This is a genomic window from Dyella sp. PARNA 12/25 (assembly GCF_055702865.1).
Genome location: NZ_JBVQCI010000001.1, coordinates 351,426 through 376,481, shown reverse-complemented (window position 1 = coordinate 376,481; position 25,056 = coordinate 351,426). Strand labels below are relative to the sequence as shown.

Genomic DNA, 25,056 nt, shown 5'->3' with positions numbered 1-25,056 from the left:
ACGCGGCGTGACGCGATGGCGAATTGTCGGTGGCGGCGTATGGCCGTCGACACGGACTGAGCTATGCGCGGTGGATGTGTGGGCAACGCGAGGTTGGAACGGCAGCGGCGCTGGCACCCATCCGGGTGGCGACGACGACATCGTCGCTGACCCTGGAGGTCCTGATGGGCCGGTGGCTGGCAGTGCACCCGATCGACCGCTTGCAGGGGATGATCGGCGCCGAACTGGGCTGCTATGCACGCGGCGGCGGCGCTTACCTTTTCCGCCTTACGACAGGCGTTAGCACGTTTCTATGGACACGCCGGCCGCCAGACCTTTCGCCTTCCGAAAGAACACGTCAAAGCGAATCATCTTCTGATAAACTCCTCCAGCTGCCGTGCACTCTTGTAAGGCATTGCCTACAAAAGGTATTGGCGGAAACAGGGGGCCGGTTTCACCGGCAAATAAATTCAAGGAACGCTCAAGTTATCCGGCTTTCTGCCGGTGTCGTTTCTTTTGCATTCCGCAAAAGAAGCGGGAGCGACAAGTTCCAATGGTCTTTGTATCGCAAGAAATTGCTATCGGCAACGACCGTGGAACGCAGGGCAGGATTTAGCACTTATGAGCACCATCATGGCCAGCGGCATCAGCGACGAGGACATCCTGTCCCGCCTGAAGGAGATGCTGCACGAAACCTTCGAGATCGAACCGGCGCGGGTGAAGCCTGACGCGCATTTGTTCACCGACCTCGAGTTGGACAGCATTGATGCGGTTGATTTGGCGATCCAGGTCCAGGACATGACCGGGACGCGCATCAAGCCCGAAGACTTCAAGAGTGTGCGTACGGTCGGCGATGTAATCGCTACCGTCCAAACCCTGCTCCACCGCTGAAGCGGCGGGACCTCGCATGAACGCGAGCGCTTTGCCAGTTGAGGGCGCGTTTGCGCCCTGCGCGCTGATACCCATCTACAACCACAAGGACACCATCGGTAACACCGTGGCTGGCCTGCTCGCGCATGGCTTGCCGGTGGTGATTGTGGACGATGGCAGCAACGCCCCTACCCGCGAGGTGCTCGACGCACTGGTGATCAACCAACCCGCGGTGCGTTTGCTGCGCCTTCCCCAAAACCAAGGCAAGGGCCGCGCACTTAGCGCCGGCCTGCTGGCGGCTAGGGAGATGGGGTTCAGTCATGCGCTGCAGATCGACGCGGACGGGCAGCACGACGTCAACGATGTGCCGCGCTTCCTCGCAGAAAGTGCGGCCCATCCGCGCGCCATGATCTGCGGGCGCCCGATCTACGACCACAGCGTGCCGCGTGGACGCCTGTACGGCCGTTATGTCACCCACTTCTTCGTGTGGCTGGAAACGCTGTCGATGGAGATTCAGGACTCCATGTGCGGTTTCCGCCTGTACCCACTCGCACCCACGTGCGCCGAGCTCGCGCGCAAACCGTTTCCCGCGCGCATGGATTTCGATACCGAGGCCGCTGTGCGGCTCGTGTGGCGTGGTGTGCCCGTGCGCAATCTGCCGACCCGGGTGATCTATCCGGAGAATGGGCTGTCCCACTTCCGCATGTTCCGGGACAACGTGCGCATTTCGGCCATGCATACCCGCCTGCTGCTGGGCATGCTGCCACGTGCGCCTCGTTTGATCTGGCGTCGTTTTCGCGCAACGGAGGCGGCATGCGCCAGCTGATAGCAGCCCTGCTCTGCCTTTTCGCACTCACCCTGCATGCGCAGGACGCCGACCTGCTCCATCGCGTGCTGCATGAGTTGTCAGGTCACCCCAGCGTGCGCGCCAACTTTACCCAGAGCCGCGAAAACCCTGCGCTGGAGAAGCCGCAGCTCAGCAAGGGGCAGCTGGTATTTGTGACTGGACACGGCATGTTGTGGCAGGTGTCCCAGCCCTATAGGGAAACACTGGCATTGACCGGCGCGCGCACGACGCGCATCGACGATCAGGGCAACGCACAAGTCGTACGCAACGGCGATCGTGGCGTGACTCAGGTGACGCAGATGCTGCAGTCAATGCTCGCGGGTCAGCCGGACGAGGCGCTGCGCCAGTTCAACGTGGAGAGCCGGGGTACCACCGCGCAGTGGACCTTGCGCTTCATCCCGAGACAGGAGCGCATGGCCCGTGTACTTCAGGCCATCGAGCTCAGCGGCGACCAGTTCCTGCAGAGCATTCACGTCACCATGCAGAACGGCGAAAGTACGTTGATACGCTTTGATGGCACGCGCGATGCGGGCGCACTGAGTCCGCTCGAGCGACAGGCGCTTGGCATGCCATGAGCACCAAGGGTCTGCATCCGCGTGCTGCGTTGTTTGGCGGCTTCGCCCTGAGCATGGTCCTGCTTGGCGCCTGGCTGCTGTTCTGGCGCGGCAGCATGCCGATCCAGACCGATCTGCTCGCCATGCTTCCCTCGACCGAGCGCCACCCGCTGGCCGAAGCGGCAGTAGACCGCCTCGCCCACGCCAATGGCGACCGTGTTGTGCTGCTGGTCGCCGATGCCGATGACACCACCGCGAAGGACGCCGCGCGCGAACTGGGTAGCGCCCTCTCCCGTTCACCGGCGTTTTCGTCGGTCACCGCCGAACTGCCGGCATTCGACCTCAATCAACTGGTTTCGCCCTACCTGCCCTATCGCTTCGGCCTGCTCACCCATGCAGACCGCATGGCGCTGGTCGCCCCCAACTACGACGCTGGAGAAGCGCTGGCGCGCCGGCTCAACGAGCCGTTTCTTGCGGGCGTCGGCACGACATTGCAGAACGATCCCTTCGGCTGGCTGCAGCACTGGCTGAACCAGCAGCCTTGGAGTCGCTCGCCCCTGATGCCCGAGGACGATCTGCTTACCGCGCACAAGGATGGGCTCACCTATGTGATGGTGATCGCTACCCTGCGCGGCTCCTCCTACGACGACGCCGTGCAGCGCGAGGCCATCGGCGCACTCGACCACGCATGGCAATCGGTGAGTCACCAACATCCCGGCACGGAGCTGCTCAGGACGGGCGCGGTGTTCTATGCCGCCGTGGCGCGCGCGGGTGCAGAGCGCGATATGCACGTGGTAGGGCTGGCCTCGACCCTTGGCATCGCACTGCTGTTGTTTTGGACGTTCCGCTCACCACGACCACTGCTGATTGCCTTCCTGTCGACGGCGGTGGGAGTGATCAGCGCCCTCACTATCACCTTGCTGCTGTTTGGCCAAATCCACCTGCTGACCCTGGTGTTCGGTGCGGCCTTGCTCGGCGAGGCGGTGGATTATTCGATCCAGTATCTCTGCGCACGAGCAAACGCGGGCAACGCCTGGCAGCCGCAGCGCGGTGCAAGACAGGTGCGCCCCGCATTGCTGCTGGCACTGGGCACCTCGTTGCTTGGCTATACGCTACTTGGCCTGGTGCCGTTTCCCGCGCTCCGCCAGATGGCCTGTTTCGCCATGGTGGGCATGAGCGTCGCCTGTCTCAGCGTGTTCTGGCTGCTGCCTCTGCTGGCCTCCGCACCCGCTCGCAAGCCGATATCGCCAGCCTTGGTACGCATCGCCCAAGCATGGCAGCACCATGTAGGGAAGATGGCACACGGCCGTGGCGGCATGGTTGCGCTCGTGCTGATCGCAGTCCTGGCGGCGCCTGGCTGGCTGCGGCTCAGGCACGACGACGACGTTCACCAGTTGATCGCCTCGCCCGCTGCGCTGGCCCAGCAAGAAGCACGCATCCGCGACATCACGGGCATCGGCAACAGCAGTCAGTTTTACCTGGTGACGGGCAGCACGCCCGAAGAAACGCTGCAAGCTGAGGAAACGCTGGAGGCGCGTCTCCAGGCGATGGTTGACCGGCAGCAGCTCGATGCATGGATCGGTCTGGCTGGCATGGTGCCGTCGGCGCAGCGACAGCAGCAAAACCTGGCTGCGCTGGAGCCGATGTTTGCGTCGGAAAGTCGTTCGCTCCAAACCACCCTTCTGCAAGCCGGCGTGAAGACAGCCGTGGCGGATGCGTATCTGGCCGCGTGGCCGGGACGCACGCTCAAGATCGACGACTGGCTGTCGATGCCTTTGTCTCTCCCTTTCAGATACCTGTGGATGGACCAAGGTGCGAACAGCTATGCATCGATCGTCATTCCGCAAGGTCAGGAGGATGCCGCTGTTCTGCGCGGCGCATCCGAAGGCCTGGCGGGCGTGGAGCTGATCGACAAGCCGGCCAGCGTATCGGCATTGTTTGGTCGCTATCGCGAGTATGCGAGCGTCTGGCTGCTCGCTGCGCTGGTCCTCGTAGGTGCCGCGTTTGCCTGGCGCTACGGCAGGGGTGCCGCGCGTGTGCTGGCGCCGCCGCTGATGGGCATCGGGCTGACCGTCGCAGCCCTTGGCTACCTGGGCCAGCCGCTGACGCTATTCCACTGGATGGCGCTCATGCTGGTGCTGGGTGTGGGCGCCAACTACGCTGTGTTTCTGCGCGAGGGTGAGCCGTACACGGCACATCTCCCGGGCGCCAGCTACGCGAGCGTGCTGCTCTCCGCCGTCACTGCGCTGCTTTCGTTCGGGCTGTTGGGTCTGAGCGCGATGCCGGCGCTGCAGCATTTTGGCATCACCCTGTTGTTGGGCATCGGCTTCACCGCGCTTCTCGCACCCGTCAGCCTGCCCGCCTCCGAGACTTACCCCATGAACGTTTCTTTCCCTGAGAAGGGCGCCAGCCGATGAAGCGCGTCGTCATTACCGGCATCGGTGGCATCACTCCGCTCGGCCACGACTGGACCACCATTTCCACGCGCCTGCGCCAGTATCGCAACGCGGTGCGTCGCATGCCCGAATGGGATTACTTCGACGCACTCAACGGTCGCCTGGGCTGCCCCGTCGACAACTTCGCCCCGCCCCCGTGGCCCCGCCGACACCTGCGCTCCATGGGCCGTGTGGCGCAACTTGCCGTTGCCGCCAGCGAGCGCGCGCTGCAGGATGCTGGCCTGCATGGTGACGCGTTGATCGCCGATGGCCGCATGGGCGTCGCCTACGGCTCGTCGGGTGGCAGCGTAGAGCCGATTCGCGTGATGGGCCACATGCTCGACACCGGCTCGATGCAAGGTGTCACCGCCACCAGCTATATCCAGATGATGGCGCACACCACGGCCGTGAACATCGGCGTGTTCTTTGGGTTGAAGGGACGCATCATTCCCACCTCCAGCGCCTGCACCTCCGGCAGCCAGGCCATCGGTTTCGGTTACGAGGCGATCCAGCAAGGCAAGCAGAAGCTGATGCTGTGCGGCGGAGCGGAAGAACTTTCCGGCCCCGGCGCCGCCGTGTTCGACACCTTGTTTGCCACCAGCACGCGCAATGACGAGCCCTCGCTGACGCCGCGCCCGTTTGATCGGGCCCGCGATGGTCTGGTGGTCGGTGAAGGTGCCGTTACGCTCGTGCTGGAAGAGTACGAACACGCCGTTGCTCGTGGCGCGCGCATCTACGCGGAAATCGTCGGCTTCGGCTGCAACTCCGATGGCAGCCACATTACCCAGCCGACACGCGAAACCATGGCGGTGGCCATGCGCATGGCGCTCGACGATGCCGCGCTGACACCCGATGCCATCGGATACATCAGTGCGCACGGTACCGCGACCGATCGCGGCGACGTCGCCGAAAGCCACGCAACCTTGGCCGTGATGGGCACGAGCACGCCGATCAGCTCGGTGAAGAGTTTCGTCGGACACACCTTGGGTGCGTGTGGTGCGCTGGAATCCTGGTGGGCGATCGAGATGATGCGAGAGGGCTGGTTCGCCCCGACGCTGAATCTTGAAAATCCCGACCCCGAGTGTGCCTCGCTCGACTACATCGTCGGCGAAGGTCGCCAGCTCAGGACGCGCTACGTGATGAACAACAACTTCGCGTTTGGCGGCATCAACACGTCGCTGATCTTCAAGACCGTCGACGCATGAACGTCGCTGCCACGCCACGCCATTCCCTCCCTCGTGTCGTCGTGACCGGGACGGGATCTGTGTCTTGCGTTGGCGTGGGCAATGAACGTCTGCTCGAAGCGCTGCGTCAAGGGCGCAGCGGCCTGCGCCATATGCCGCAGCTCGAAGCACTGGGCATGCGCTGCCAGGTCGGTGGACCGGTCGACGAACGTGAGCTGGAAGAGCCGCCACGCAAGCTGCGTCGCTTCCTGCCCGTTACCGCCTGGTATGCCTGGCAGGCCGCACGCGAGGCGATTGCTCAGGCAGCCGTCACGTCCGATCAGTTGTCATCAACTGCCTGTGGATTGGTGATTGGTGGTGGTGCTGCTTTGAGCGAGCACCAGACCGCACTCGAGAGCTTTGCCTCTCGCGGGATTGCCCGGCTCTCCCCTTATATCGTCACGCGCGGCATGAGCAGTTCGGTTGCCGCCGGCCTTGCGCATGCGTTCAACGTGGGTGGTCGCAGCATGGTGGTGTCGTCTGCGTGCACCAGCGGCGCGCACGCGATTGGCCAGGCGATGGAGCTGATCCAATTGGGCAAGCTGCAACAAGTTATCTGCGGCGGTAGCGAGGAACTGCACGACACTACCGCACTTTGGTTTGACGCCATGGGCGCACTCTCGGTCAACAGCAACGAGCAACCGCACCGGGCATCGCGTCCCTACGACGCAGATCGCGATGGCATTGTGCTCGCTGCCGGCGCCGGCGTGCTGGTGCTTGAATCGCTGGAACATGCCCAAGCCCGAGGCGCAACGATTCTTGCCGAGTTGTGCGGCTACGGCGCCAGCACCGATGCGACCAGCATGGTCGGCCCCGGCCCCGCCGGCATCGCGGAAGCCATGCGTGAGGCGCTGGCACAAAGTGATGCCCTGCCTGACTACATCAACGCGCACGCCTGTTCTACGCCGCTGGGGGACCAGGCCGAGTGGGAGGCTATCGACACCGTGTTCCGAGAACGCGGGATGTCCGCGCCACCGCTTTCATCCATCAAGGGTTTGATTGGCCACGCGCCTGCCGCCGCGGGCGCGCTGGATGCCGTGGCCTCTCTGATGATGATGCAGCATGACTTCGCCGCCGGCACCGCCATCAGCAAGCGCGATGCTGCCTTCGACGCCACGCCATTACTCACTGCCAATGCGGAGCGAAAGGTCGGCTGTGTGCTTTCAAATAGCTTTGGTTTCGGTGGCAGCTGCGCGTCACTGATGTTTCGCACCTATACGGGAGGCCATGACGCATGATCCATCTGCGTATCGCCGACTGGCGCGCCTGGGCGCCTGGCCTTGAAACCATCGAAGCCTGGCAGACATGGGCCAGAGCGCCCTGGTCACCCGACGACCAAGGCGAACAGCCGGATTGCAGCTTTCTGCCCGCCATGCAGCGACGACGCCTGAGCCGGATGGCGCGCATCGCCCTGCATGTGGCGTGGCCACTATGTGGCGACGATGAACAGCTGCCGCTGGTGTTCGCATCCCGCCACGGCGAAACCACCCGAACCTACGCGTTGCTTGGCGACGTCGCCGACCGTGTACCGCTATCGCCGACGCATTTCGGATTGTCGGTGCACAACGCCATTGCCGGGCAATGGTCGATCCTGCGCGGCCAACGCGGCGAATCTTCAGCCATTGCCGGCGAAGCCGATACCTTCGAGCACGCCATGCTGGAAGCGGCGACCCTGATCGATCAGGGCGCGCCTGCGGTCATTGTAGTTATAGCCGAGGAACGTCCACCCGCCGCCTATGACGGCTGGATCGACGATGTTCCGTTTTCGTATGCGGTCGCGTTGCGCGTGGGAGTTTCGGCTCCCAAAGCAGAGGCGTCGCCAGCCACTCAGTGGCAACTCCGTCTCGCCAGTAACACCGCGAATGAAGTCAAAACCGACTGGCCGTTCGCACTGGATTTTCTGCGTGCGTTGCAAGCACCCAACGCCCCCTTTAATCATTGTTGGAAAACACGCCAATGGACCTGGCAGCCGAGCCCGTAAATCTTCGTCGCAGTGATTTCTACGCGTGGCGCCTGATGGCCACTGCGATGAGCTTTCTGCTGTTCGGCATTGGCGGCATCTTGCTGCATGGGCTGGTATTCCCCTTGCTCTGGGTGCTGCCTGGCAGCGCACTGACGCGACGCCGACGCATGCGCGCGGCGATCAGTGTTGCGTTCCACCTCCATGTGCAGTTCATGTATCGAACCGGTGTGTTGACGTTTGAGGTGGTCGGCGCCGATCGCCTGGGCCAACCGGGCCAGATGATCATCGCCAACCACCCTTCGCTGATCGACGTGGTGTTCCTGGTCTCGCAGATCCGTGATGCCAACTGCATCGTCAAGCAAAGCCTGTGGCGCAACCCGTGCATGCGCGGGCCCATCAGCCGCGCCGAATACATCAGCAACAACGGCAGCCCCGAAATGCTGGAAGAAGCGGCCGATGTGTTGCGCGACGAACAGACACTCATCGTCTTTCCGGAAGGCACCCGTACGACCCCGGGTGAGGCGCCGCTATTTCACCGCGGCGCATCGGCCATTGCGCTTCGCGGTGCGCGCGTCATCACACCGGTGTTCATTTCGGTCAACCCCACCACCCTGACCAAGGCCGAGCCCTGGTACAGCATTCCGCATAGGCGCATGCACGTGTGCCTGCGCGTGGGCGCCGACATCGACCCCGCCACCTTCAATGCCGACGCACCGCTGCCCATCGCATCACGTCGACTCAATCAACACCTGCACACCCTCTACCTCAAGGAGCTGGCACTGCCGTGACCGACCTTCAACTGGACATTGCACAACTCATCATCGATACGCTGAGTCTGGAAGACATCCAGGCCAGCGACATTACGCCCACGCTCCCCCTGTTTGGTGAGGGTCTTGGCCTGGATTCCATCGACGCCCTGGAATTGGCGCTGGCGCTGCAGAACCGCTACAGCATCCAGATCGCTTCGGACTCGCGCGATGCGCGCCGCCACTTTGCCAACGTGGCCAGCCTGACTGAATTCGTCGAAGCTCAACGGACCGCATGCGCCGGCTGACCTCCATTCTGCTGCCTGTCGTCGGGCTGCTGTATCCGTTCCTGGTGTACTTCGGCATGGAGCATGTCGATGCACCGGTGTTCGCGCTCATCCTGGGCGCGGTCTGGCTGATACGTGCGCCGGCGCTGCTCAAGCAGCCCGGTGGGCGATGGATGGTGGGCGCCGCCCTGATCTATTGCGTCGTGCTTGCCTTCAGCGGTGAGGCTACCCTGCTGCGCTGGTATCCCGCGTTGATCAGCCTGCTGCTGCTTTTCGTCTTCGGCTTCAGCCTCAAGTTCGGGCCGCCCATCGTGGAGCGCATAGCGCGCCTGCGAGAGCCGGACCTTCCTGACGCTGCCATTCCCTACACACGCAAGGTGACCTGGGTATGGGTCGGCTTCTTCGTGTTCAATGCGCTGACGTCGACCGTACTCACGCTTTGGGAACCGCTCAGCTGGTGGACGCTCTACAACGGCCTCATCGTCTATTTCATCATGGGCACGCTGTTCGCCGGTGAGTGGTTGCTGCGGCGGCGCCTACGAGGCGTTGCATGATCGAGGCAACGGGAATGGACGCCCTGCACAGCCACCCCTGGGTGGCACAAGCCGCAATCGCTGAACAAGGCGTGGTGATATTGCCCAGCGCTGCCGGCGTAACCGCGCTGCGTCAGCAGGGCCGGCCCGCCTTTGTGCAAACACTGGAAACGCAGCTGGTCGCGCAAGGCATGGCATCACCTACGTCCTGGCGGCTGTGCGATGCATGGCCGGCAAACGCCGACACCGATTGGGCGAGTCGCTTTTTGGCGGAGCCGCGTCCCGAGTGCGCCATGCTGCTCGACGAGCAGCTACTTCCCGATCAAGCCACGCTTACTCTGCGCATTCCGCTGGATCTGCGCCATTTCGACGTTCATTTTCCGCATTTCCCCATTCTGCCGGGCGTCGTGCAGCTGGCTTGGGTCCTTTCGTTCGGCGCGACTCGCTTTGGTACGCCGGACGTCTGTCGTCGTATTGAGCAGCTGAAATTTCTGCGCCCGGTGCGCCCGGGCGACCATGTCTCGCTGACCCTGCGCTACGACGCGGACCTGCGACGCCTGCATTTCACCTACGCACAGGGTGAGCTTGAGTACTCCTCGGGCCGACTGGTTTGGGATCGCACCGATGGCTGATGTGCTTCCGAACGAGCAGCACTGGGCGGGCCGCAAAGAGCGCGGCAGTTTCGTCTTGATGAAGCTGACGGCATGGATTGCGCGTCGGCTGGGGCGACGTGTGTTGGCACCGCTGCTCTATCTCATCGTGTTCTACTTCTACGCTACTGATCGCCGCGGGCGTTCGGGCATCCGCCAGTACCAGTCCCGCCTGGCGACCTGGTCCGGGAAAGCCGAGCTGATGCCGCACCGCTCCTCGGTGTTTGGCCAATTCATGGCATTCGCGGACTGCATGCTTGATCGCCTGGATGTGTGGGCCGGCAAGCTTCGCCTCGACCAGGTCCTGCTCGACGACCCTGCCGGCATCCGTGACCGGCTGCTGCAAAGTCGCAACCAGGAGCGTGGACAGATTCTGGTGTGCACACACCTGGGCAATCTGGACGTGTGCCGCGCCATGGCGGAGCTGGGTGACCAGGTGCCCCTGAACGTGCTGGTGCACACGCACCACGTCAGCCACTTCAACGAACTGCTGGGCGAAGCCGGCGAGCATCGCATGCGCCTGATTCAGGTGAGCGAACTGGATACGGCCCTGATGATGGACCTCTCGCAGCGCATCGAGCGCGGCGAATGGCTGGCCGTTGCCGGAGACCGCGTGCCTCTGCACGGTGGTCGCTGCGTCGAGGTGACGTTTCTCGGCGAAACGGCGCCGCTCCCGCAAGGACCGTGGCTGATGGCAGGTCTGTTGCGCTGCCCGGTCAATCTGATTTGCTGCCTCAAGGTGAACGGTCGCTACACCATCCACCTTGAGCCATACCTCGACGATTGCTCATGGGCGCGCGGCCAGCGCGATGCGACCATCCAGCGCTGGGCGCAGGGCTATGCAGATCGCCTTGCCCAGCGCTGCCTTGAGGCGCCGCAGCAATGGTTCAACTTCTTCCCCTATTGGCAATCACCGAAGACGGAGGCCGATCTTGCGAGCTAAAGGCGTACTCCGCACCGAAACTGACATCCTGGTGCCGTTCTTCGATGTGGACTCGATGAATGTTGTCTGGCATGGCCACTACGTGAAGTATCTGGAAATGGCGCGCTGTGCGCTGCTGGATGCGATTGGCCACAACTACACCCAGATGAAGGCCGAAGGCTGGGTCTGGCCCGTCATCGACGTGCAGCTGCGCTATGTCGGCCCGGCCAAGTTTGGCCAGCAGCTGATCGTCAGCGCCGAGCTGGTCGAATGGCGCAACCGTTTGAAGGTGCATTACCTCATTCGCGATGCGATTACAGGTGAGCGTCTGACCCGCGCCAGCACCATCCAGGTTGCGGTGAATCTGCAGGGTGAAATGCAACTGGAATCGCCACACGTTTTCATCGCCGCCGTCGAACGGCATTTGCCTGCAGATCCCGCGACCCACACTTTCCCTATTCTTCTGAGCAAGACACACGCATGAGCTACGCCAGCGCCACCTATGTTCCGGAGACTCGAATCGGCTTTCGCTTCCTCCGCACCCACACCTGGCAGCATCATGTCCTGCGCGTGGCCATCAATGACTTGAAGCGCATGATCGGCAGCCCACTGCCATCGGTCGGCACGCTGCTGGACGTGGGCTGTGGCCAGGGCCGTTCGTTTCGCCTGCTGCGCGACGCCTTCCAACCCGCGCAATTCATAGGGCTGGATGCCGATCCGCACAGTATCAAACTCTCTCGCGAAGAAGCTGCACGCGAAGGTATCAAGGTTGACTTGATCACCGGCGATTGCGCGAAGATCGATTTGCCCGATGCCAGTGTCGACGTTGTGTTCTGCCATCAAACGTTTCATCACCTGGTGGAACAGGAACGTGCATTGGACGAATACTGGCGCGTACTCAAGCCCGGTGGCTTGCTGCTCTTCGCCGAATCGACCAAGGCATATATCGACACCTGGGTGATTCGATGGTTCTTCCGGCATCCGATGCATGTGCAGAAGAGCGCCGAGGAATATATCGCCATGTTGCATGGTCGCGGCTTTGTCTTTGGTGCGGATCGCGTCTCCCTGCCCTATCTTTGGTGGAGCCGCTCCAGCGACTTTGGCTTGCTGGAGCGTTGGGGCCTGCGTGCCCCGCCGCCGCCGGGCGTTCGTGAGGAAACACTGGTCAACGTCGTGGCCCAGAAACCGCTCGCCACGGTATGAACACGTATCTCAACGCCTTGGGTGTCGTCTGCACGCTAGGGGCTGGCAAAGCCGTCGTGGCCGACGCGCTGTTTGCGGGCAATGACCAGGGCATCAGGCTCGAGCCCGACTGGATACCCGACCGCGAGGTACCCCTGGGCTCGGTGCGTATCGAACTACCGCCGGTGCCGGATGCACTGGCGGCCACCCGTGACAACCGCAACAACCGTTTGCTGTTGGCTGCCGCGCTGGAGATCGAGCCGGAGATCAGGCGAGCTATCGAACAATTCGGCAGCGCGCGGATGGGTGTGATCATCGGCACCAGCACCACGGGCATCGAAGAAGCGACTCTGGGTATCGACGGCTATCGGCGTGATGGCGCGTGGCCAGCGCATTACCACTATGCCCATCAGGAGCTTGGCGCCTCGGCCGCCTTTCTCGCCGAATGGCTGGGCTTGGCTGGCCCCTGTTATGGCATCTCCACGGCTTGCACCTCCAGCGCTCGCGCGCTGCTCAGTGCGCAGCGTCTGCTGCGGATGGGTGTGTGCGATGCCGTGTTGTGCGGTGGCGCAGATACGCTGAGTGGGCTGCCCATTAATGGGTTTCACGCGCTGGAGGCGATGGACCGGGCTCGTTGCAATCCATTCTCCAGGCAGCGCGGCGGCATCAACATCGGGGAAGCTTCTGCACTGTTCTTGATGACGCGCGAACGTGGGCCGGTGCAGTTGCTTGGCGGCGGCGCGAGCTCCGATGCGTATCACATGTCCTCGCCCGATCCGCAAGGACTCGGCGCGCAGGCGTCCATGCGCGCCGCGCTTGCCAGTGCGGGTCTCGATCCGACACAGATCGATTACGTCAACCTTCACGGCACCGCCACTGAGCAGAACGACGCGATGGAGAGCCACGCAGTCGCCGCCCTATTCCCGCATGGCGTCCCGTGCTCCTCCACCAAATCCCTCACGGGTCATACGCTGGGTGCAGCGGGTGCGCTCGAAGCCGCCTTCTGTTGGCTCAGCCTCACTGACACAGGTAGCCGTCGGCGCCTGCCGCGTCATGTCTGGGATGGTCAGCGCGACCCCGCCTTGCCCACACTTGATCTCACCGGATCGGACGAGTACCTGCCTGAGCACGGCCGGCGCTATCTCATGAGCAACTCGTTCGCCTTCGGCGGCAACAATGCCACCCTTATCCTGGGAGACGCGGCATGACGCCCCGGCCGCTCGCTGATGTGCTCCCTCATACCGGCGAGATGATTCTGATCGATCGCATCGTCAGCTACGACGAAAACAGCATGGTATGTGTGCGCACGCTGGAACCGGGGGCTCCCTTTGTCGATTCCCAAGGCCATTTGCCAGCATGGGCGGGGGTCGAGCTGATGGCCCAGACGGTTGCCGCCTGGTCTGGCAGTCATTCTCGGGATGCAGGCTTGCCAGTAAGACTGGGTTTCCTGCTTGGCTCGCGCTTGTACAGCTGCAACGTGAACACCTTCCCCGCTGGCAGCGAACTGCGTATCGAGGCTGTGCGAACATTCCACGACGAGGATGGGATGGGCGTGTTCGCTTGCCGGATTGATGCCGGCGACGCGCACGCCGAAGCACGACTTACCGTCTTCAGCCCCACGGATCCCTCTGCCTTTCTCGCGTCACTCGCCTAGGAAAACAGTCTCATGTCCGAGACCATTCTGGTTACCGGTTCCAGCCGCGGCATCGGGCGCGCCATCGCCATGCGGCTGGCCGCCGCCGGTTACGACCTCGTGCTGCATTGCCGCTCTCGCCGCGACGAGGCCGAGGCGGTGCAGAGTGCTATACAGGCGCTAAGTCGCCAGGCTCGCATTCTTCAGTTCGACATTGCCGATCGCGCGGCGAGTGCTGCCATTCTGGAGGCCGACGTCGCTGCACATGGCGCTTACTATGGCGTCGTATGCAATGCCGGCCTTACCCGCGACGGCGCCTTCCCTGCGCTCACCGATGAGGACTGGGATCAGGTGCTGCGCACGAACCTCGACGGTTTCTACAACGTCCTGCATCCACTGATCATGCCGATGATCCGTCGTCGCGCACCGGGGCGCATTGTGTGCATCACCTCGGTGTCTGGCCTCATCGGCAACCGTGGTCAGGTCAACTACAGCGCATCAAAGGCGGGCGTCATCGGCGCAGCGAAAGCGCTGGCGGTCGAGCTAGCCAAGCGCAAGATTACGGTCAACTGCGTGGCGCCCGGACTGATCGACACCGACATGCTCGGCGACGAACTCCCGTTGGACGAGATTCTCGCCATGATTCCCATGCAGCGCATGGGCACGCCTGACGAAGTGGCCGCGGCCGTCCAATACTTGATGAGCTCGGAAGCTGGCTATGTCACGCGCCAGGTGTTGGCAGTGAATGGCGGGCTGTGCTGAATCCACTTTGAGGCTCGCCAGGTTATTTGGCGGCCATGTTTGAGCCCGTTTTTCTAAGGAGAGATCGACGCATGAAAAAGACATCGCATTATCTGATCGCGCTTGCCCTGCTGGCCGCTCCGGCCCTTGGCATGGCCACGGACAAAGTCGTGCACCTGCCATTCGATCAAGTCGTGGCCGAAGCACAGAAAGACGGTCGCCTGGATCCGAACATCAAGTTCTATCTCGCCGGCAACACACCCTCGGGCCAGTTCACCGTCGTCAACGACAACGTGACAACCAATCGCAAAACCAACGTCTTCGGCAAGAAGGATGAGGTGACTTGCGCATGGGTGCTGCAGTCCGCCCTTATCGCCCTGCAGGACAGCGCCAAATCCGCCGGCGCCAACGCCGTGGTCGATATTGTCAGCAACTACAACGGCACGCAGTACAGCGACCCGAAGAACTATGAGTGTCACGTCGGATTCCTGATGTCCGGCGTAGAACTGAAGGCCAAGCTGGCCAAGATGCCCTGATCTCGCTTTGTCACTGCAAGCCACGAAGGCGTCGCCCGTACCGGCGACGCCTTCACTCTAAAGTGCAGTCACCCGGCCGGTGGGGGATATGATGCATTACCCCACCACGGGCTAGACACGTGATTCCATCTGCCGCCCTGGCTTACCGCTGGCGCCGTCTGCGCGGCTCCGATCGCTACGGCGAATGCCTGCGCGTGCTGCTTGCGCTGGGCGGCGCCGTCGCCTGGTGTTTCGGTACCGGGCACAGCGACGACCTTGTCTCCATCCTGCTCGGCGTGATCGCCAGCGCCCTCGCGGAAACCGAGGACTACTGGCGCAATCGGCTCTCGACGCTATTGTTGACACTGGCGTGCTTCGCCGTGTCGTCGTTCGCGGTGCAGTGGTTGTTCCCGTACCCGCTGCTGTTTGCCATCGGTCTACCACTATCCACCTTCGTACTGGTGATGCTCGGCGCCGCCAGTGAGCGCTACGCCACCGTCGCGGGGGCAACATTGCTGCTGGCGGTTTACACCATGATCGGTGCCGACCAGGCCGGCATATCGGGCGAACCGTGGCGCCAACCCTTGCTGCTGCTGGCTGGCGCCGCATGGTACGGCGTGCTGTCCCTGCTATGGAGCGTGCTGGCGCCGCAACAGGCGCTGCGCCTTTCACTGGCAAGACTGTTCGATGCACTCGCCGACGTACTCGACGGCAAAGCTGCGCTGTTTACGCCTGTGCACGGCGTGGATCGCGAAGCCATGCAGCTGTCGCTGGCCATGCAAAATGAGCGCGTGGTGGAGGCGCTCAACGATACGCGGCTGGTGCTGCTCGACCGCATCGGTTCGCGCCGCCCACGTGGCGCCACGGCGGCGCGACTACGCCTGTATTTCGCTGCGCAGGATATCCATGAGCGGATCAGCTCCGCGCACTACCCTTACGATGCACTCGCCGAAGCGTTGTTTCACAGCGACGTGCTGTTCCGCTGCGAACATCTGCTTCGCCTCGAAGCGCGCGCTTGCCGCAAGCGGGCCGATGCGCTGCGCTTGCGTACGCGCGCCACCCTCCAGGACAACAGCGCTTCCGTAGCTGACCTGCACGGCGCCCTCGATGCCCTTCGCGAGCAGACACATCCGCCGGCGGCCCATCTGCTGCGCACGCTGGAAGCGTTGATACGCAACCTGTCCGATATCCATCGGCAGTTGCTGGGCGAATCGCCGGTAGCCCTGCCGTTGGAAGGCGAAGAAAGCGCCTTACAGAACCCCGCGCCACAATCGCTGGGCGAGGCCTGGGAGCGCATACGCATGCAGCTCACGCCGCGTTCTTTTCGCTTTCGACACGCCGTGCGTCTGGCGATAGCGCTGCTGGCGGGCTACGGCGTGCTGCATCTGGTGCATCCGCGCAATGGTTATTGGATTCTGCTCACCACGCTGCTGGTCTGTCAGCCGAGCTATGGCGCAACGCGACTGCGGCTGGTGCAACGCGTTGTCGGCACGGTGATCGGCCTGATACTTGGCTGGGTGACGCTGCGGCTGGTGCCGTTCGGGCCATGGCAAGTGCCGCTGATCGTCGCCTCCGGCGTTGCGTTTTTTGCTACACGACTGCGCCGCTACCCCACGGCTACGGCCTCAATCACGTTGTTTGTGGTGCTGTGTTTCAACCAGGTCGGCAGCGGATACGACGTGATGCTGCCGCGTCTGTTGGATACGTTGATCGGCACCGTCATTGCCGCACTGGCGATGCATCTGATTTTGCCGGACTGGCAAGGCCGACGCTTCGACGATGTGCTGGCCGACATGGTACGCAGCGACGCGCGTTACCTGGCACGCATCATCGCGCAGTACGCCAGCGGTCGCCGCGATGATCTCGAATACCGCATTGCGCGCCGCGACGCCCACAACGCGAATGCCACGCTGAGCACCGTGCTAGCCAACATGCTGCGCGAGCCGGGGCAGCATCGACGTGGCACCGAGATGCTCCTGCACTTTCTGGCGGCAGCCCATACCTTGTTGGGCCAGCTCTCCGCCCTCGGTGTGCACCGGCAGGCCATCGTATCGACACCGGCCCGTGATGCCGTCACGCAAGCCGGCGCGTTGACGGTCAACGCGCTCGATCAGTTGGCCGACGCCCTGGCTGGCGGTCTCAACGCGATTCCTGCAGCCAATGACGAGACCCTTGGCGCCGCGCTTGCCGTGCAGGAACGTGACGACACGGCTCGATTGGTGCTCGGCCAGCTGGTTCAGGTACTGACTCAACGAGACCGCTTGGCAACACTGGCCAACGCGCTACACGAACGCTGAATCCAAGGGCGTGTTAACGGTTTGTGCGCAGCTCGCGTTGTGCGACGCGCAACGGGTTGTCATGGAGCGCGCGCTACCATATCCATCTCACGTTTCTCCGGAGTTTGAAGGCATGCGTCCGTTTCCGCTGGGTGAAGATATCGATCTGCTGCGCGAGAGCGTGCATGCGTTTGCCGAGAAGGAGATCGCCCCGCGTGCCGATCACATTGACCGCGAGAACCTTTTCCCGGCCGACCTCTGGCGCAAGTTTGGCGACATGGGCCTGCTTGGCATCACCATCCCCGAAGAGTACGGCGGCAGCAGCATGGGCTTCCTCGCGCACCTGGTGGCGATGGAGGAAATCTCCCGCGCTTCCGGCTCGGTAGGCCTTTCCTACGGCGCACACTCCAACCTGTGCGTGCAGAATATTTTCCACAACGGCAACGAAGCACAACGCCGCAAGTACATTCCCAAGCTCTGCTCCGGCGAGTACGTCGGCGCACTGGCGATGAGCGAACCTGGCGCAGGCTCCGACGTGGTCGGCTCAATGAGCTGCAAGGCGGAAAAGAAAGGCGACGTGTGGGTCGCCAACGGCTCCAAGATGTGGATCACCAACGGCCCCGACGCCGACGTGCTGTTGGTCTACATGCGCACCGCACCGCGCGCCGCCGGCAGCCGTTGCATGACCGCCTTCATCATCGAAAAGGGCATGAAGGGTTTCAGCACGGCACAAAAGCTCGACAAGTTGGGCATGCGCGGTTCCAACACCTGCGAACTGGTGTTCGAAGACTGCGAGATTCCCGCCGAGAACATCGTCGGTGAAGTCAACGAAGGCGTGCGCGTGCTGATGAGCGGCCTGGATACCGAACGTCTCGTGCTGTCGGGTGGCCCCATCGGTCTGATGCAGGCAGCGATGGATATCACCCTGCCCTACGTGCGCGAACGCAAGCAGTTCAACGCACCGATCGGCACCTTCGGCCTGATGCAGGGCAAGGTGGCCGACATGTACACCGCACTGCAGTCATCGCGTGGCTTTGCCTACATGGTGGCACAGCAGTTCGACAGCAACGTGAAGTCCCGCATCGACCCCGCGGCGTGCTTGCTCAATGCATCGCAGAATGCCGTGAAGGTGACGCTGGAGGCGATTCAGGCGCTGGGTGGCAATGGGTATATCAACGAATTCCCGGCTGGCCGCTTGTTGCGTGATGCGAAGCTTTACGAGATTGGTGCGGGCACGAATGAAATTCGCCGCATGCTGATCGGGCGTGAGTTGTTTCACGGGAAGGCGTGATATTGGTGGCATCTCCTTGCCTCGGTCACTTTATTTGCGATGACCAGACGCTGCCGCGATCTGGCTCGCCTGCGACGCAAAGCTAGTCCCCGTGGGACGGCGGGCTTCCGACCTCCTGCCGGAGGCCGGGTCACTTTTCTTTGCTTGCCCAAAGTCCCACGGGGTTTAGCTTCGCGTCGTAGGCGGCACGCTGGCGGAATCGCCAAAACCAAAGACCGAGGCTCTGGATCCCGGCCTGCGCCGGGATGACGGCAAAGATGAAGCAGTGAGGCAAGAGTGACCCCTCACCCCAACCCTCTCCCCGGAGGGGAGAGGGAGAGAGCAGTAACTCAGAAACGCAGACTGTAATTAAGCATCCCCATCATTCCCTGCCCCCGCTGCCCAAAATACTGATCCATCCCAAACTGCAAATTGGACCGCGCCGACATCGTCCAATCCAGGGTGAGCCCCGCCTGGCTCTGGTAACGCGACAAGCCAACACCACTCACCGGCGCCCACTGATCCACACCGGTAAAGCTGGCATCAAATGCATCGCCATGCGTGGCGAACGCCTGCTGCCACTGCAGGCGCCCCTGCAGACTCAGGCTACCTCCGCCCGCCAGCGACCAGCTGTGCCCGGCACGCAAACCTACGCCAGCCTGCCAACGATCCACCGTCTGCGAAGCCGACTTCAGCCCGAAGCCATCGCCACCAAGCTCATTGAAACCATCACGCTGGATACGCGAGTACTGCAGATTCGCGTACGGCGTGAACTGCACCTCGCCCCATGAGGCGCGATAACCGGTTTCACCGTAGGCCACGCCATAACGACCATTGCTGTCGCTTGCCACGGCAGCCATTTCGCTGCCCAGCTCAAGATGCCGACGCATGGTTTCACGATAGGTGCCGAAGCCCAGCCGGCCCATGCCATACCACGAGCCCTGCGTCACGCCACCGTAGAGCATGCCTTCGACGGCACGGCTCTGCCCCTGATCGGCATACTCGGCAAGACGCCCCAAGCCCTGACTCTGGCTGACCGCGAAACCGAACACGCCATTGCTGCCGAAGCGGCGATCCTGGCCGATCATCCAGCCACTGAGGTCGTAGCCAACGTTGCCGTAGCCAGCGCGACTCATGCTGCCGTGGTAGCCCAGCGTTTGCGCCCAACCGCCGGCGCCGTGCGTGTCCACCAGCGTGTCAAAGTGATCGGACAAGGCACGCGTGCCGGCGTCGATCGCCTCGAACGTCATCGCTGCGCTCGCGGCATGCAACTGGCCGGAGAGGCTTTCCAGCGAGCGCTGCAAAGCTTCATTGGTCGCTGTTTGCTGCAGGTTGGCGGCGCCGTTGATGAAGTCCGTGGTAATGACGCCACTGTTGACTGTGCTACCCGAGCCGACCTGTGTGTTGATCTGACTGAAGGCGTTGTCCACACGTTGCGCCGCGCCGTATGAGGTGGCGGTGTAGTTCATGCCGGTGACAGCGGAAGCCTGTACCTGACTGACATTGAGCCACGCACTGTTGCTGTCGTAATTGAGGTTGGCCTGAAGCAATACACCCTGCGCGGTGTTGAGCCGGTAGAACTTGCCGGTAAGACCGCCTGCAGCCGTCAGTACATCGGTATGTGCATTGACGACGTAACCCTGCCCTGCTCCGATGACATAGAGCTCGCCGCCGCTCAGTGTGGCCGTGCCGTTGACGCGCAACGCCGAACCGAGCTCCAGCGCCAGGCGTCCCACGTTCGGATTGTTCGAATCGGCGGGCGTTCCCTGGTAGTAGTTACCGCTCACCGCGACGTCACCACCCGCCACCATGAGCGTGCCCCAGTTGTTCACATTCCCCTTGATGGTGTGCACATCGCGCATCGTCGAGGTGACGTTGTTGATGAACAGGTTGCCGGGAATGGTCGCCGAGGAAAGGGTGCCGTCGATGATCTGAGTGGCGCCCTGATAGGTAAGCGTGTTGGTAAGCACCAGCGTGCCCGTGCCGCGCTTGATAAGCCCACCCTGGCCGGTTATTGGGTTGCTCCAGGTGGAATTGGTGTTGAGGGTGACATCGAAATCGCCCCAGTCGAAACGACCCGGCCCCTTCACCGCCTTGGCCGCATTGAGCATGCCGTAACCGAACACCGGATCCACGCCCGGCGCACCCAGATCGTCTGCCGTACCCAGCAACGTCTGGCGCACCTGGTCATTGGTGAAATACGGGAACGCCTGCCACACCAGTGCCGCCGCGCCGGATACAGCCGGCGCCGCAAACGACGTACCGCCAACCACCCAAAGTGTGGCCTTGCTGCCGGTGTCGCCCTTGTCGCTCACTACCACTTCACCGGGCGCTGCAAGGCAGTAATGCATGGCCACGCCGCACTGATTGGAATAGCTGGACAGCTTCGTGGGGTTGTTGCTGTCCACCGCCACCACGGTGAGCCAGCCCTTCTCCAGGTCGGCAGCGCCTTGCTGGCTCGGCAGGCTGGCAATCGTGCTGGGGTTGGGTTGCGATGCATTGCCCGCCGCAAACACCACTAGCCCACCCTGCGTATTGATGAAGGGGCTGTAGGCGTCGTGGAAACCCTTGGTGGTGGCCGTGTCGTTGCTGGCCCAGGTGATGCCACCCCAGGAGTTGTTCATCACCTTGACGCCGGCAGTGATCAGGTCGGCGTTGATGTACTGGAGCGGCGCGGCATCTGCCGCCGTGACCGGCGATGGCGGCCGGCTTCCGTTGTCGCTGGGCGCCGCGTCGGAAAGGATGCGCGCTGACACGATGTTTGCGCCCGGGGCGAGACCACCGGCGAAGCCGCCGTACGGTCGGCCAGCGGCGATTTCCGATACCCAGGTGCCGTGGCCGATCACATCATCGACCTTCAGATTGTTGGTGCTGGGATTGATATAGACCAGATTCTGAATCACGCGGCCGGCGAGCGCGGGATGACTGCGAATGACGCCGCTATCGACCACGCCGATGGTGACGCCAGTGCCGCTAAAGCCAGCCTTCTGCGCATCGTCGGCATGGGTCAGCGAGAGTTGCGCGTCCAGCGGCGGCGGATTCGTCGCCACCGGAGGCGTGGTGGGGGGCGTCGTACCGGGCGTGGTACCAGGCGTGCCTGGGCCGGTCGGAGGCTGATAGCCAGGGCCGGGCGGCTGATAGCCGGGGCCGGGTGGTATGTAACCGGGACTGGGTGGCGTATAGGGGGAGGCTGGCTTGACGTTGCCGTTGCCACCGCCTCCGCAGGCGCTCACACCCAGCGCCATCCAAACAACGACCGACAACTGGCGGAACCGCAGTCCGCGCGCACCACTATCCATAGCTTCCCCTGTGCTCTTCTGAGCAACCTGTGCCATCCCGGCGCAGCGGTCCCTTACTGGACTCCGCCAGCACCTCCTCGGGGCATATTCGCACAAGCTTGCGCCAAAAGTTCTTACGTTATGTCACAAAGCTGGCGACCGGTTGCGGGACTGGCACGGCGCCGTCGCAAGGGGTACGGGTGAGGCCGTTGGCTATCAGAACGACAGGCGATAGCTGAGCGTGTCCATCTTGCCGTGATCATGTTGGGCGACGTACTGATCCATCCCGAAGGACAGGCTGGAGCGTGTGCTGATGGCCCAGTCGAGGCTCAGGCCAGCATCGCCACCGTAGCGTGACAGGCCAATGCCACCTACCGGCGCCCATTGATTGAGCACGGCGAAGCTGGCGTCGACGATATCGCCATGCATGCTGAAGGCACGCTGCCACAACAGATGGCCTTGCAAACTCAGGCGGCCGCCGCCTGCGAGCGACCAGTCCCGCCCTGCACGCAACCCCGCACCGCCCTGCCAACGCTCGATGGTCTGCGCGCCAGCCTTGAGGCCAAAACCATCGCCTCCGAACTCATTGAAGCCATCGGTACGGATGTTGGCGTACTGCAGATTGACGTAAGGCGTGATCTGCACGCCGCCCAGCGACATGCGATAGCCGCTTTCGCCATATGCCACGTCGTAACGACCGCTACTGTCGCTGGCTACCGCTTCGATGTCGCTGCCCAGCTCAATGTGGCGGTGCATGTCTTCGCGATAGGTGCCGACACCCAGGCGTCCCATCAGATACCAACGGTTCTGCACCAGGCCGCCGTAGAGCATGCCCTCCACGGCACGGCTTCTGCCTTGATCGGCGAACTCATCCAGACGTCCAAGATCCTGGCTCTGGCTCACCGCAAAACCGAGCACGCCATTGCTGCCCAGGCGCCGATCCTGGCCCACCATCCAGCCGTTGAGGTCATAACCCACGCTGTCATAGCCGCTGCGGCTCATGCTGCCGTAATCACCCAGCGTCTGTGTCCAGCCACCGACGCCACCGACGTCGGTGAGCTGATCGAAACGATGGGAAAGCGCCCGCGTACCTGCGTCCATGGCATCGAACGTCATGGCCGCGCTGGCCGCATGCAACTGGCCGGACAGGCTGGTCAGTGACTGCTGCAAGGCAGCGGCCGTGGCGGTCTGCTGCAAATGGGCTGCACCACTGACAAACGATGTGGGTGTGGGACCAGCGGTCGTCCCGCCCTGACCGACCTGTGAATTGATCTGCCCGAAAGCGGCATCGACGCGCTGAGCTGCACCAAACGAAGCCGGCGTATAGGTCACGCCAGTCACGCTGGTGGCCTGCACCTGACTCACGTTCAACCAGGCATCGATAGCGCTGTAATTGATTGAGGCGACAAGCATCACGCCAGTGGCCTGGTTGACCGCCGAAAACGTACCGCTAAGGCCGGCGTTGGCGGTAAGCACATCGGTATGCGAGTTCGCCACATAGCCGCTGTTGATGCCCGTGACGTAGAGATCGCCACCCGTGATGCTCGCCGTACCTGTCACGCGCAATGCCGAGCCCAGCGACACGGCAAGGCGACCAGCCCCCGTCTGGTTGTAATTGCCGCCAACGGTAGTGTCGGCACCGCTCACGGCGATTACGCCGGCGTTGATCACCGAGCCTCCAACGGACGGCGTACCGCTGAGCACACCTTGTGCGCCGATGGTGACGCTGGACGCGAGTGACTTCGCCACCAACATGCCACCCTGCACCTGGGTTAGTCCGGTATAGCTCGAAGGCTGGGTGAGGCTGAGCGTGCCCGACCCCTGCTTGATCAGGCCACCCGCACCGGAGATGGGATTGTTCCAGCGGGAAGCGCCGCTGAAGCTGACCGTGACATCGCCCCAGTTGAACTGCTCCGGACCATTCACCGCTTTGCCCACATCCAGCTCGCCGTAACCGAAGGTGACATTGGGTTGTGAGCCCCCCAGCGGATCGGCAGTACCCAGCAGCGTCTGTCGTATCAGGTCATTGCTGAAGTACGGATAGGCCTGCCACACCAGTGCTGCCGCGCCTGACACCTGGGGAGCAGCGAGCGACGTGCCTTCAACGATCCAGTACGTCTCTTTGGTGGTGCTGGTGTCGTCCTTGCCACTCACGATCACGTCGCCCGGCGCCGCCAGGCAGTAGTTCATCGCGATGCCGCACTTGTTGGAGTAACTCTCCAGCTGGGTCGGCTGGTTGCTGTTGACGGCCACCACGGTGAGCCAGCCCTTCTCCAGGTCAGGCGCCAGGCTAGGTAGCGAGGCGATGGTGCTGGGGTTGGCCTGCGAATCGTTGCCGGCTGCGAACACCACCAGGCCACCCCACGAATTGATGAAGGTGTTGTACGCGTCGTGGAAACCCTTGGTAGTCGTTGTGTCGGTGGAGCTCCAGCTGACCCCGCCCCATGAGTTGTTCATGACCTTCACGCCATGGTTGATCAGGTCGGCGCTGACCTGCCCCAGCGGAATGGCGTCCGAGGAAGATACCGGCGTCGCCGGGGTGGAACCGTTATCGTCAGGCGCGTTGTCGTCGATGATGCGTGCCGAGACGATACTGGATCCCGATGCGATGCCACCGGCGAACTGACCGAACGGCGTGCCCGCGGCGATCTCGGCCACATACGTGCCATGACCATTGGCATCGCCGACACTGAGGTTGTTGGTACTCGGATTGACGTAGACGAGCTCGCTGACGACACGCCCGACCAGCGCGGGATGCGAGGGCATCACACCCGTATCTACCACACCGATGGTGACGCCGGCACCGTTGAAACCCGCCGAATGCGCAGCATAGGTATTGGTGATGCTGAGCTGTGCATCGACCGGTGGCTGTGGAAGGTTGGACGTGGGCGGTGGCGTTGAGGGCGGTGTCGTCGGGGGTGTGGGGGTGGGTGGGTTAGGTCGGGTGTTGCTGTTGCCGCCTCCCCCTCCACACGCTGCCAGGCCCAAGGCCATCCACACCAGCACCGCCGCCTGGCGGTAGCGCAAACCCTGCATACCTGTCTTCATGGCACCCACCCCGTTACCACGTGACTCTTGATGGTCGTCCGACGCCAGCCCCTGGCCTCGATAACGCGCGACAAGCACCATAGTGGCACAACGAAAACGCAACT

22 protein-coding genes are annotated in these 25,056 nt (G+C 62.9%); 20 read left to right on the top strand and 2 right to left on the bottom strand.

Annotation, left to right across the window (positions count from 1 at the left end):
* Positions 1–600 precede the first annotated feature (600 nt).
* The 20 genes from AC0GUR_RS01715 to AC0GUR_RS01620 all read left to right on the top strand — a co-directional run bounded on the left by AC0GUR_RS01715 (position 601) and on the right by AC0GUR_RS01620 (position 18,647).
* A complete protein-coding gene (locus AC0GUR_RS01715; RefSeq protein WP_472875734.1) occupies positions 601–870 on the top strand; it encodes an acyl carrier protein in 270 nt (89 codons plus the stop codon).
* 16 nt (positions 871–886) lie between these two features.
* Positions 887–1,675, top strand: a complete 789-nt coding sequence (locus AC0GUR_RS01710; RefSeq protein ID WP_472875733.1) for a glycosyltransferase family 2 protein — start codon at positions 887–889, stop codon at positions 1,673–1,675.
* On the top strand, positions 1,663–2,271 hold the full coding sequence (locus tag AC0GUR_RS01705; protein ID WP_472875732.1) for a LolA family protein: 609 nt from the start codon (positions 1,663–1,665) through the stop codon (positions 2,269–2,271). The genes AC0GUR_RS01710 and AC0GUR_RS01705 overlap by 13 nt, the downstream gene beginning before the upstream one ends.
* On the top strand, positions 2,268–4,667 hold the full coding sequence (locus AC0GUR_RS01700; RefSeq protein ID WP_472875731.1) for an MMPL family transporter: 2,400 nt from the start codon (positions 2,268–2,270) through the stop codon (positions 4,665–4,667). Before AC0GUR_RS01705 ends, AC0GUR_RS01700 begins: the two co-directional genes overlap by 4 nt.
* Entirely contained in the window at positions 4,664–5,890 is a 1,227-nt protein-coding gene (locus AC0GUR_RS01695) for a beta-ketoacyl-ACP synthase (protein WP_472875730.1), read from the top strand. The genes AC0GUR_RS01700 and AC0GUR_RS01695 overlap by 4 nt, the downstream gene beginning before the upstream one ends.
* A complete protein-coding gene (locus AC0GUR_RS01690; protein WP_472875729.1) occupies positions 5,887–7,146 on the top strand; it encodes a beta-ketoacyl-[acyl-carrier-protein] synthase family protein in 1,260 nt (419 codons plus the stop codon). The genes AC0GUR_RS01695 and AC0GUR_RS01690 overlap by 4 nt, the downstream gene beginning before the upstream one ends.
* On the top strand, positions 7,143–7,889 hold the full coding sequence (locus tag AC0GUR_RS01685; RefSeq protein ID WP_472875728.1) for a beta-ketoacyl synthase chain length factor: 747 nt from the start codon (positions 7,143–7,145) through the stop codon (positions 7,887–7,889). The genes AC0GUR_RS01690 and AC0GUR_RS01685 overlap by 4 nt, the downstream gene beginning before the upstream one ends.
* Entirely contained in the window at positions 7,865–8,659 is a 795-nt protein-coding gene (locus AC0GUR_RS01680) for a lysophospholipid acyltransferase family protein (RefSeq protein WP_472875727.1), read from the top strand. The genes AC0GUR_RS01685 and AC0GUR_RS01680 overlap by 25 nt, the downstream gene beginning before the upstream one ends.
* Entirely contained in the window at positions 8,656–8,925 is a 270-nt protein-coding gene (locus AC0GUR_RS01675) for a phosphopantetheine-binding protein (RefSeq protein WP_472875726.1), read from the top strand. The genes AC0GUR_RS01680 and AC0GUR_RS01675 overlap by 4 nt, the downstream gene beginning before the upstream one ends.
* Complete coding sequence (locus tag AC0GUR_RS01670; protein WP_472875725.1) at positions 8,913–9,458, top strand: COG4648 family protein; 546 nt, start codon at positions 8,913–8,915, stop codon at positions 9,456–9,458. Before AC0GUR_RS01675 ends, AC0GUR_RS01670 begins: the two co-directional genes overlap by 13 nt.
* Positions 9,455–10,069 (top strand): ApeI family dehydratase, encoded by a 615-nt coding sequence (locus tag AC0GUR_RS01665; protein ID WP_472875724.1) that lies wholly within the window; start codon positions 9,455–9,457, stop codon positions 10,067–10,069. The genes AC0GUR_RS01670 and AC0GUR_RS01665 overlap by 4 nt, the downstream gene beginning before the upstream one ends.
* Complete coding sequence (locus AC0GUR_RS01660; protein WP_472875723.1) at positions 10,062–11,030, top strand: LpxL/LpxP family acyltransferase; 969 nt, start codon at positions 10,062–10,064, stop codon at positions 11,028–11,030. The genes AC0GUR_RS01665 and AC0GUR_RS01660 overlap by 8 nt, the downstream gene beginning before the upstream one ends.
* Complete coding sequence (locus AC0GUR_RS01655) at positions 11,020–11,493, top strand: acyl-CoA thioesterase (RefSeq protein WP_472875722.1); 474 nt, start codon at positions 11,020–11,022, stop codon at positions 11,491–11,493. The genes AC0GUR_RS01660 and AC0GUR_RS01655 overlap by 11 nt, the downstream gene beginning before the upstream one ends.
* Positions 11,490–12,212 (top strand): class I SAM-dependent methyltransferase, encoded by a 723-nt coding sequence (locus AC0GUR_RS01650; protein WP_472875721.1) that lies wholly within the window; start codon positions 11,490–11,492, stop codon positions 12,210–12,212. Before AC0GUR_RS01655 ends, AC0GUR_RS01650 begins: the two co-directional genes overlap by 4 nt.
* Positions 12,209–13,399 carry a beta-ketoacyl-[acyl-carrier-protein] synthase family protein gene (locus AC0GUR_RS01645; RefSeq protein ID WP_472875720.1) on the top strand — a complete coding sequence of 397 codons (1,191 nt, stop codon included), beginning with the start codon at positions 12,209–12,211 and terminating at the stop codon, positions 13,397–13,399. Before AC0GUR_RS01650 ends, AC0GUR_RS01645 begins: the two co-directional genes overlap by 4 nt.
* On the top strand, positions 13,396–13,845 hold the full coding sequence (locus tag AC0GUR_RS01640; RefSeq protein WP_472875719.1) for a hotdog family protein: 450 nt from the start codon (positions 13,396–13,398) through the stop codon (positions 13,843–13,845). The genes AC0GUR_RS01645 and AC0GUR_RS01640 overlap by 4 nt, the downstream gene beginning before the upstream one ends.
* Positions 13,846–13,857: 12 nt before the next feature.
* Complete coding sequence (fabG, locus tag AC0GUR_RS01635) at positions 13,858–14,586, top strand: 3-oxoacyl-ACP reductase FabG (protein ID WP_472875718.1); 729 nt, start codon at positions 13,858–13,860, stop codon at positions 14,584–14,586.
* 71 nt (positions 14,587–14,657) lie between these two features.
* Positions 14,658–15,101: an excinuclease gene (locus AC0GUR_RS01630; RefSeq protein ID WP_472875717.1), complete on the top strand. Its 444-nt coding sequence runs from the start codon at positions 14,658–14,660 to the stop codon at positions 15,099–15,101.
* Between the two features lie 119 nt (positions 15,102–15,220).
* Positions 15,221–17,377 carry a YccS family putative transporter gene (gene yccS, locus AC0GUR_RS01625; protein ID WP_472875716.1) on the top strand — a complete coding sequence of 719 codons (2,157 nt, stop codon included), beginning with the start codon at positions 15,221–15,223 and terminating at the stop codon, positions 17,375–17,377.
* A gap of 112 nt (positions 17,378–17,489) precedes the next feature.
* On the top strand, positions 17,490–18,647 hold the full coding sequence (locus AC0GUR_RS01620; protein WP_472875715.1) for an isovaleryl-CoA dehydrogenase: 1,158 nt from the start codon (positions 17,490–17,492) through the stop codon (positions 18,645–18,647).
* Positions 18,648–18,976: 329 nt separating this feature from the next.
* Here AC0GUR_RS01620 and AC0GUR_RS01615 read toward each other — a convergent pair whose 3' ends face one another.
* On the bottom strand, positions 18,977–21,925 hold the full coding sequence (locus AC0GUR_RS01615; RefSeq protein WP_472875714.1) for a S8 family serine peptidase: 2,949 nt from the start codon (positions 21,923–21,925) through the stop codon (positions 18,977–18,979).
* A 195-nt stretch (positions 21,926–22,120) separates the two neighbouring features.
* Positions 22,121–24,952 carry a S8 family serine peptidase gene (locus AC0GUR_RS01610; RefSeq protein ID WP_472875713.1) on the bottom strand — a complete coding sequence of 944 codons (2,832 nt, stop codon included), beginning with the start codon at positions 24,950–24,952 and terminating at the stop codon, positions 22,121–22,123.
* Positions 24,953–25,056: the final 104 nt, after the last annotated feature.

What these genes read in the sequence shown, in the direction of transcription:
- AC0GUR_RS01700 (WP_472875731.1), top strand. Translation starts at nt 2,268, where the DNA reads ATGAGCACCAAGGGTCTGCATCCGCGTGCTGCGTTGTTTGGCGGCTTC.
- AC0GUR_RS01610 (WP_472875713.1), bottom strand. Translation starts at nt 24,952, where the DNA reads ATGAAGACAGGTATGCAGGGTTTGCGCTACCGCCAGGCGGCGGTGCTG.
- AC0GUR_RS01615 (WP_472875714.1), bottom strand. Translation starts at nt 21,925, where the DNA reads ATGGATAGTGGTGCGCGCGGACTGCGGTTCCGCCAGTTGTCGGTCGTT.
- AC0GUR_RS01690 (WP_472875729.1), top strand. Translation starts at nt 5,887, where the DNA reads ATGAACGTCGCTGCCACGCCACGCCATTCCCTCCCTCGTGTCGTCGTG.
- AC0GUR_RS01685 (WP_472875728.1), top strand. Translation starts at nt 7,143, where the DNA reads ATGATCCATCTGCGTATCGCCGACTGGCGCGCCTGGGCGCCTGGCCTT.
- AC0GUR_RS01650 (WP_472875721.1), top strand. Translation starts at nt 11,490, where the DNA reads ATGAGCTACGCCAGCGCCACCTATGTTCCGGAGACTCGAATCGGCTTT.
- fabG (WP_472875718.1), top strand. Translation starts at nt 13,858, where the DNA reads ATGTCCGAGACCATTCTGGTTACCGGTTCCAGCCGCGGCATCGGGCGC.
- AC0GUR_RS01695 (WP_472875730.1), top strand. Translation starts at nt 4,664, where the DNA reads ATGAAGCGCGTCGTCATTACCGGCATCGGTGGCATCACTCCGCTCGGC.
- AC0GUR_RS01630 (WP_472875717.1), top strand. Translation starts at nt 14,658, where the DNA reads ATGAAAAAGACATCGCATTATCTGATCGCGCTTGCCCTGCTGGCCGCT.
- AC0GUR_RS01670 (WP_472875725.1), top strand. Translation starts at nt 8,913, where the DNA reads ATGCGCCGGCTGACCTCCATTCTGCTGCCTGTCGTCGGGCTGCTGTAT.
- AC0GUR_RS01660 (WP_472875723.1), top strand. Translation starts at nt 10,062, where the DNA reads ATGGCTGATGTGCTTCCGAACGAGCAGCACTGGGCGGGCCGCAAAGAG.
- AC0GUR_RS01620 (WP_472875715.1), top strand. Translation starts at nt 17,490, where the DNA reads ATGCGTCCGTTTCCGCTGGGTGAAGATATCGATCTGCTGCGCGAGAGC.
- AC0GUR_RS01715 (WP_472875734.1), top strand. Translation starts at nt 601, where the DNA reads ATGAGCACCATCATGGCCAGCGGCATCAGCGACGAGGACATCCTGTCC.
- AC0GUR_RS01665 (WP_472875724.1), top strand. Translation starts at nt 9,455, where the DNA reads ATGATCGAGGCAACGGGAATGGACGCCCTGCACAGCCACCCCTGGGTG.
- AC0GUR_RS01710 (WP_472875733.1), top strand. Translation starts at nt 887, where the DNA reads ATGAACGCGAGCGCTTTGCCAGTTGAGGGCGCGTTTGCGCCCTGCGCG.
- AC0GUR_RS01640 (WP_472875719.1), top strand. Translation starts at nt 13,396, where the DNA reads ATGACGCCCCGGCCGCTCGCTGATGTGCTCCCTCATACCGGCGAGATG.
- AC0GUR_RS01705 (WP_472875732.1), top strand. Translation starts at nt 1,663, where the DNA reads ATGCGCCAGCTGATAGCAGCCCTGCTCTGCCTTTTCGCACTCACCCTG.
- AC0GUR_RS01645 (WP_472875720.1), top strand. Translation starts at nt 12,209, where the DNA reads ATGAACACGTATCTCAACGCCTTGGGTGTCGTCTGCACGCTAGGGGCT.
- AC0GUR_RS01680 (WP_472875727.1), top strand. Translation starts at nt 7,865, where the DNA reads ATGGACCTGGCAGCCGAGCCCGTAAATCTTCGTCGCAGTGATTTCTAC.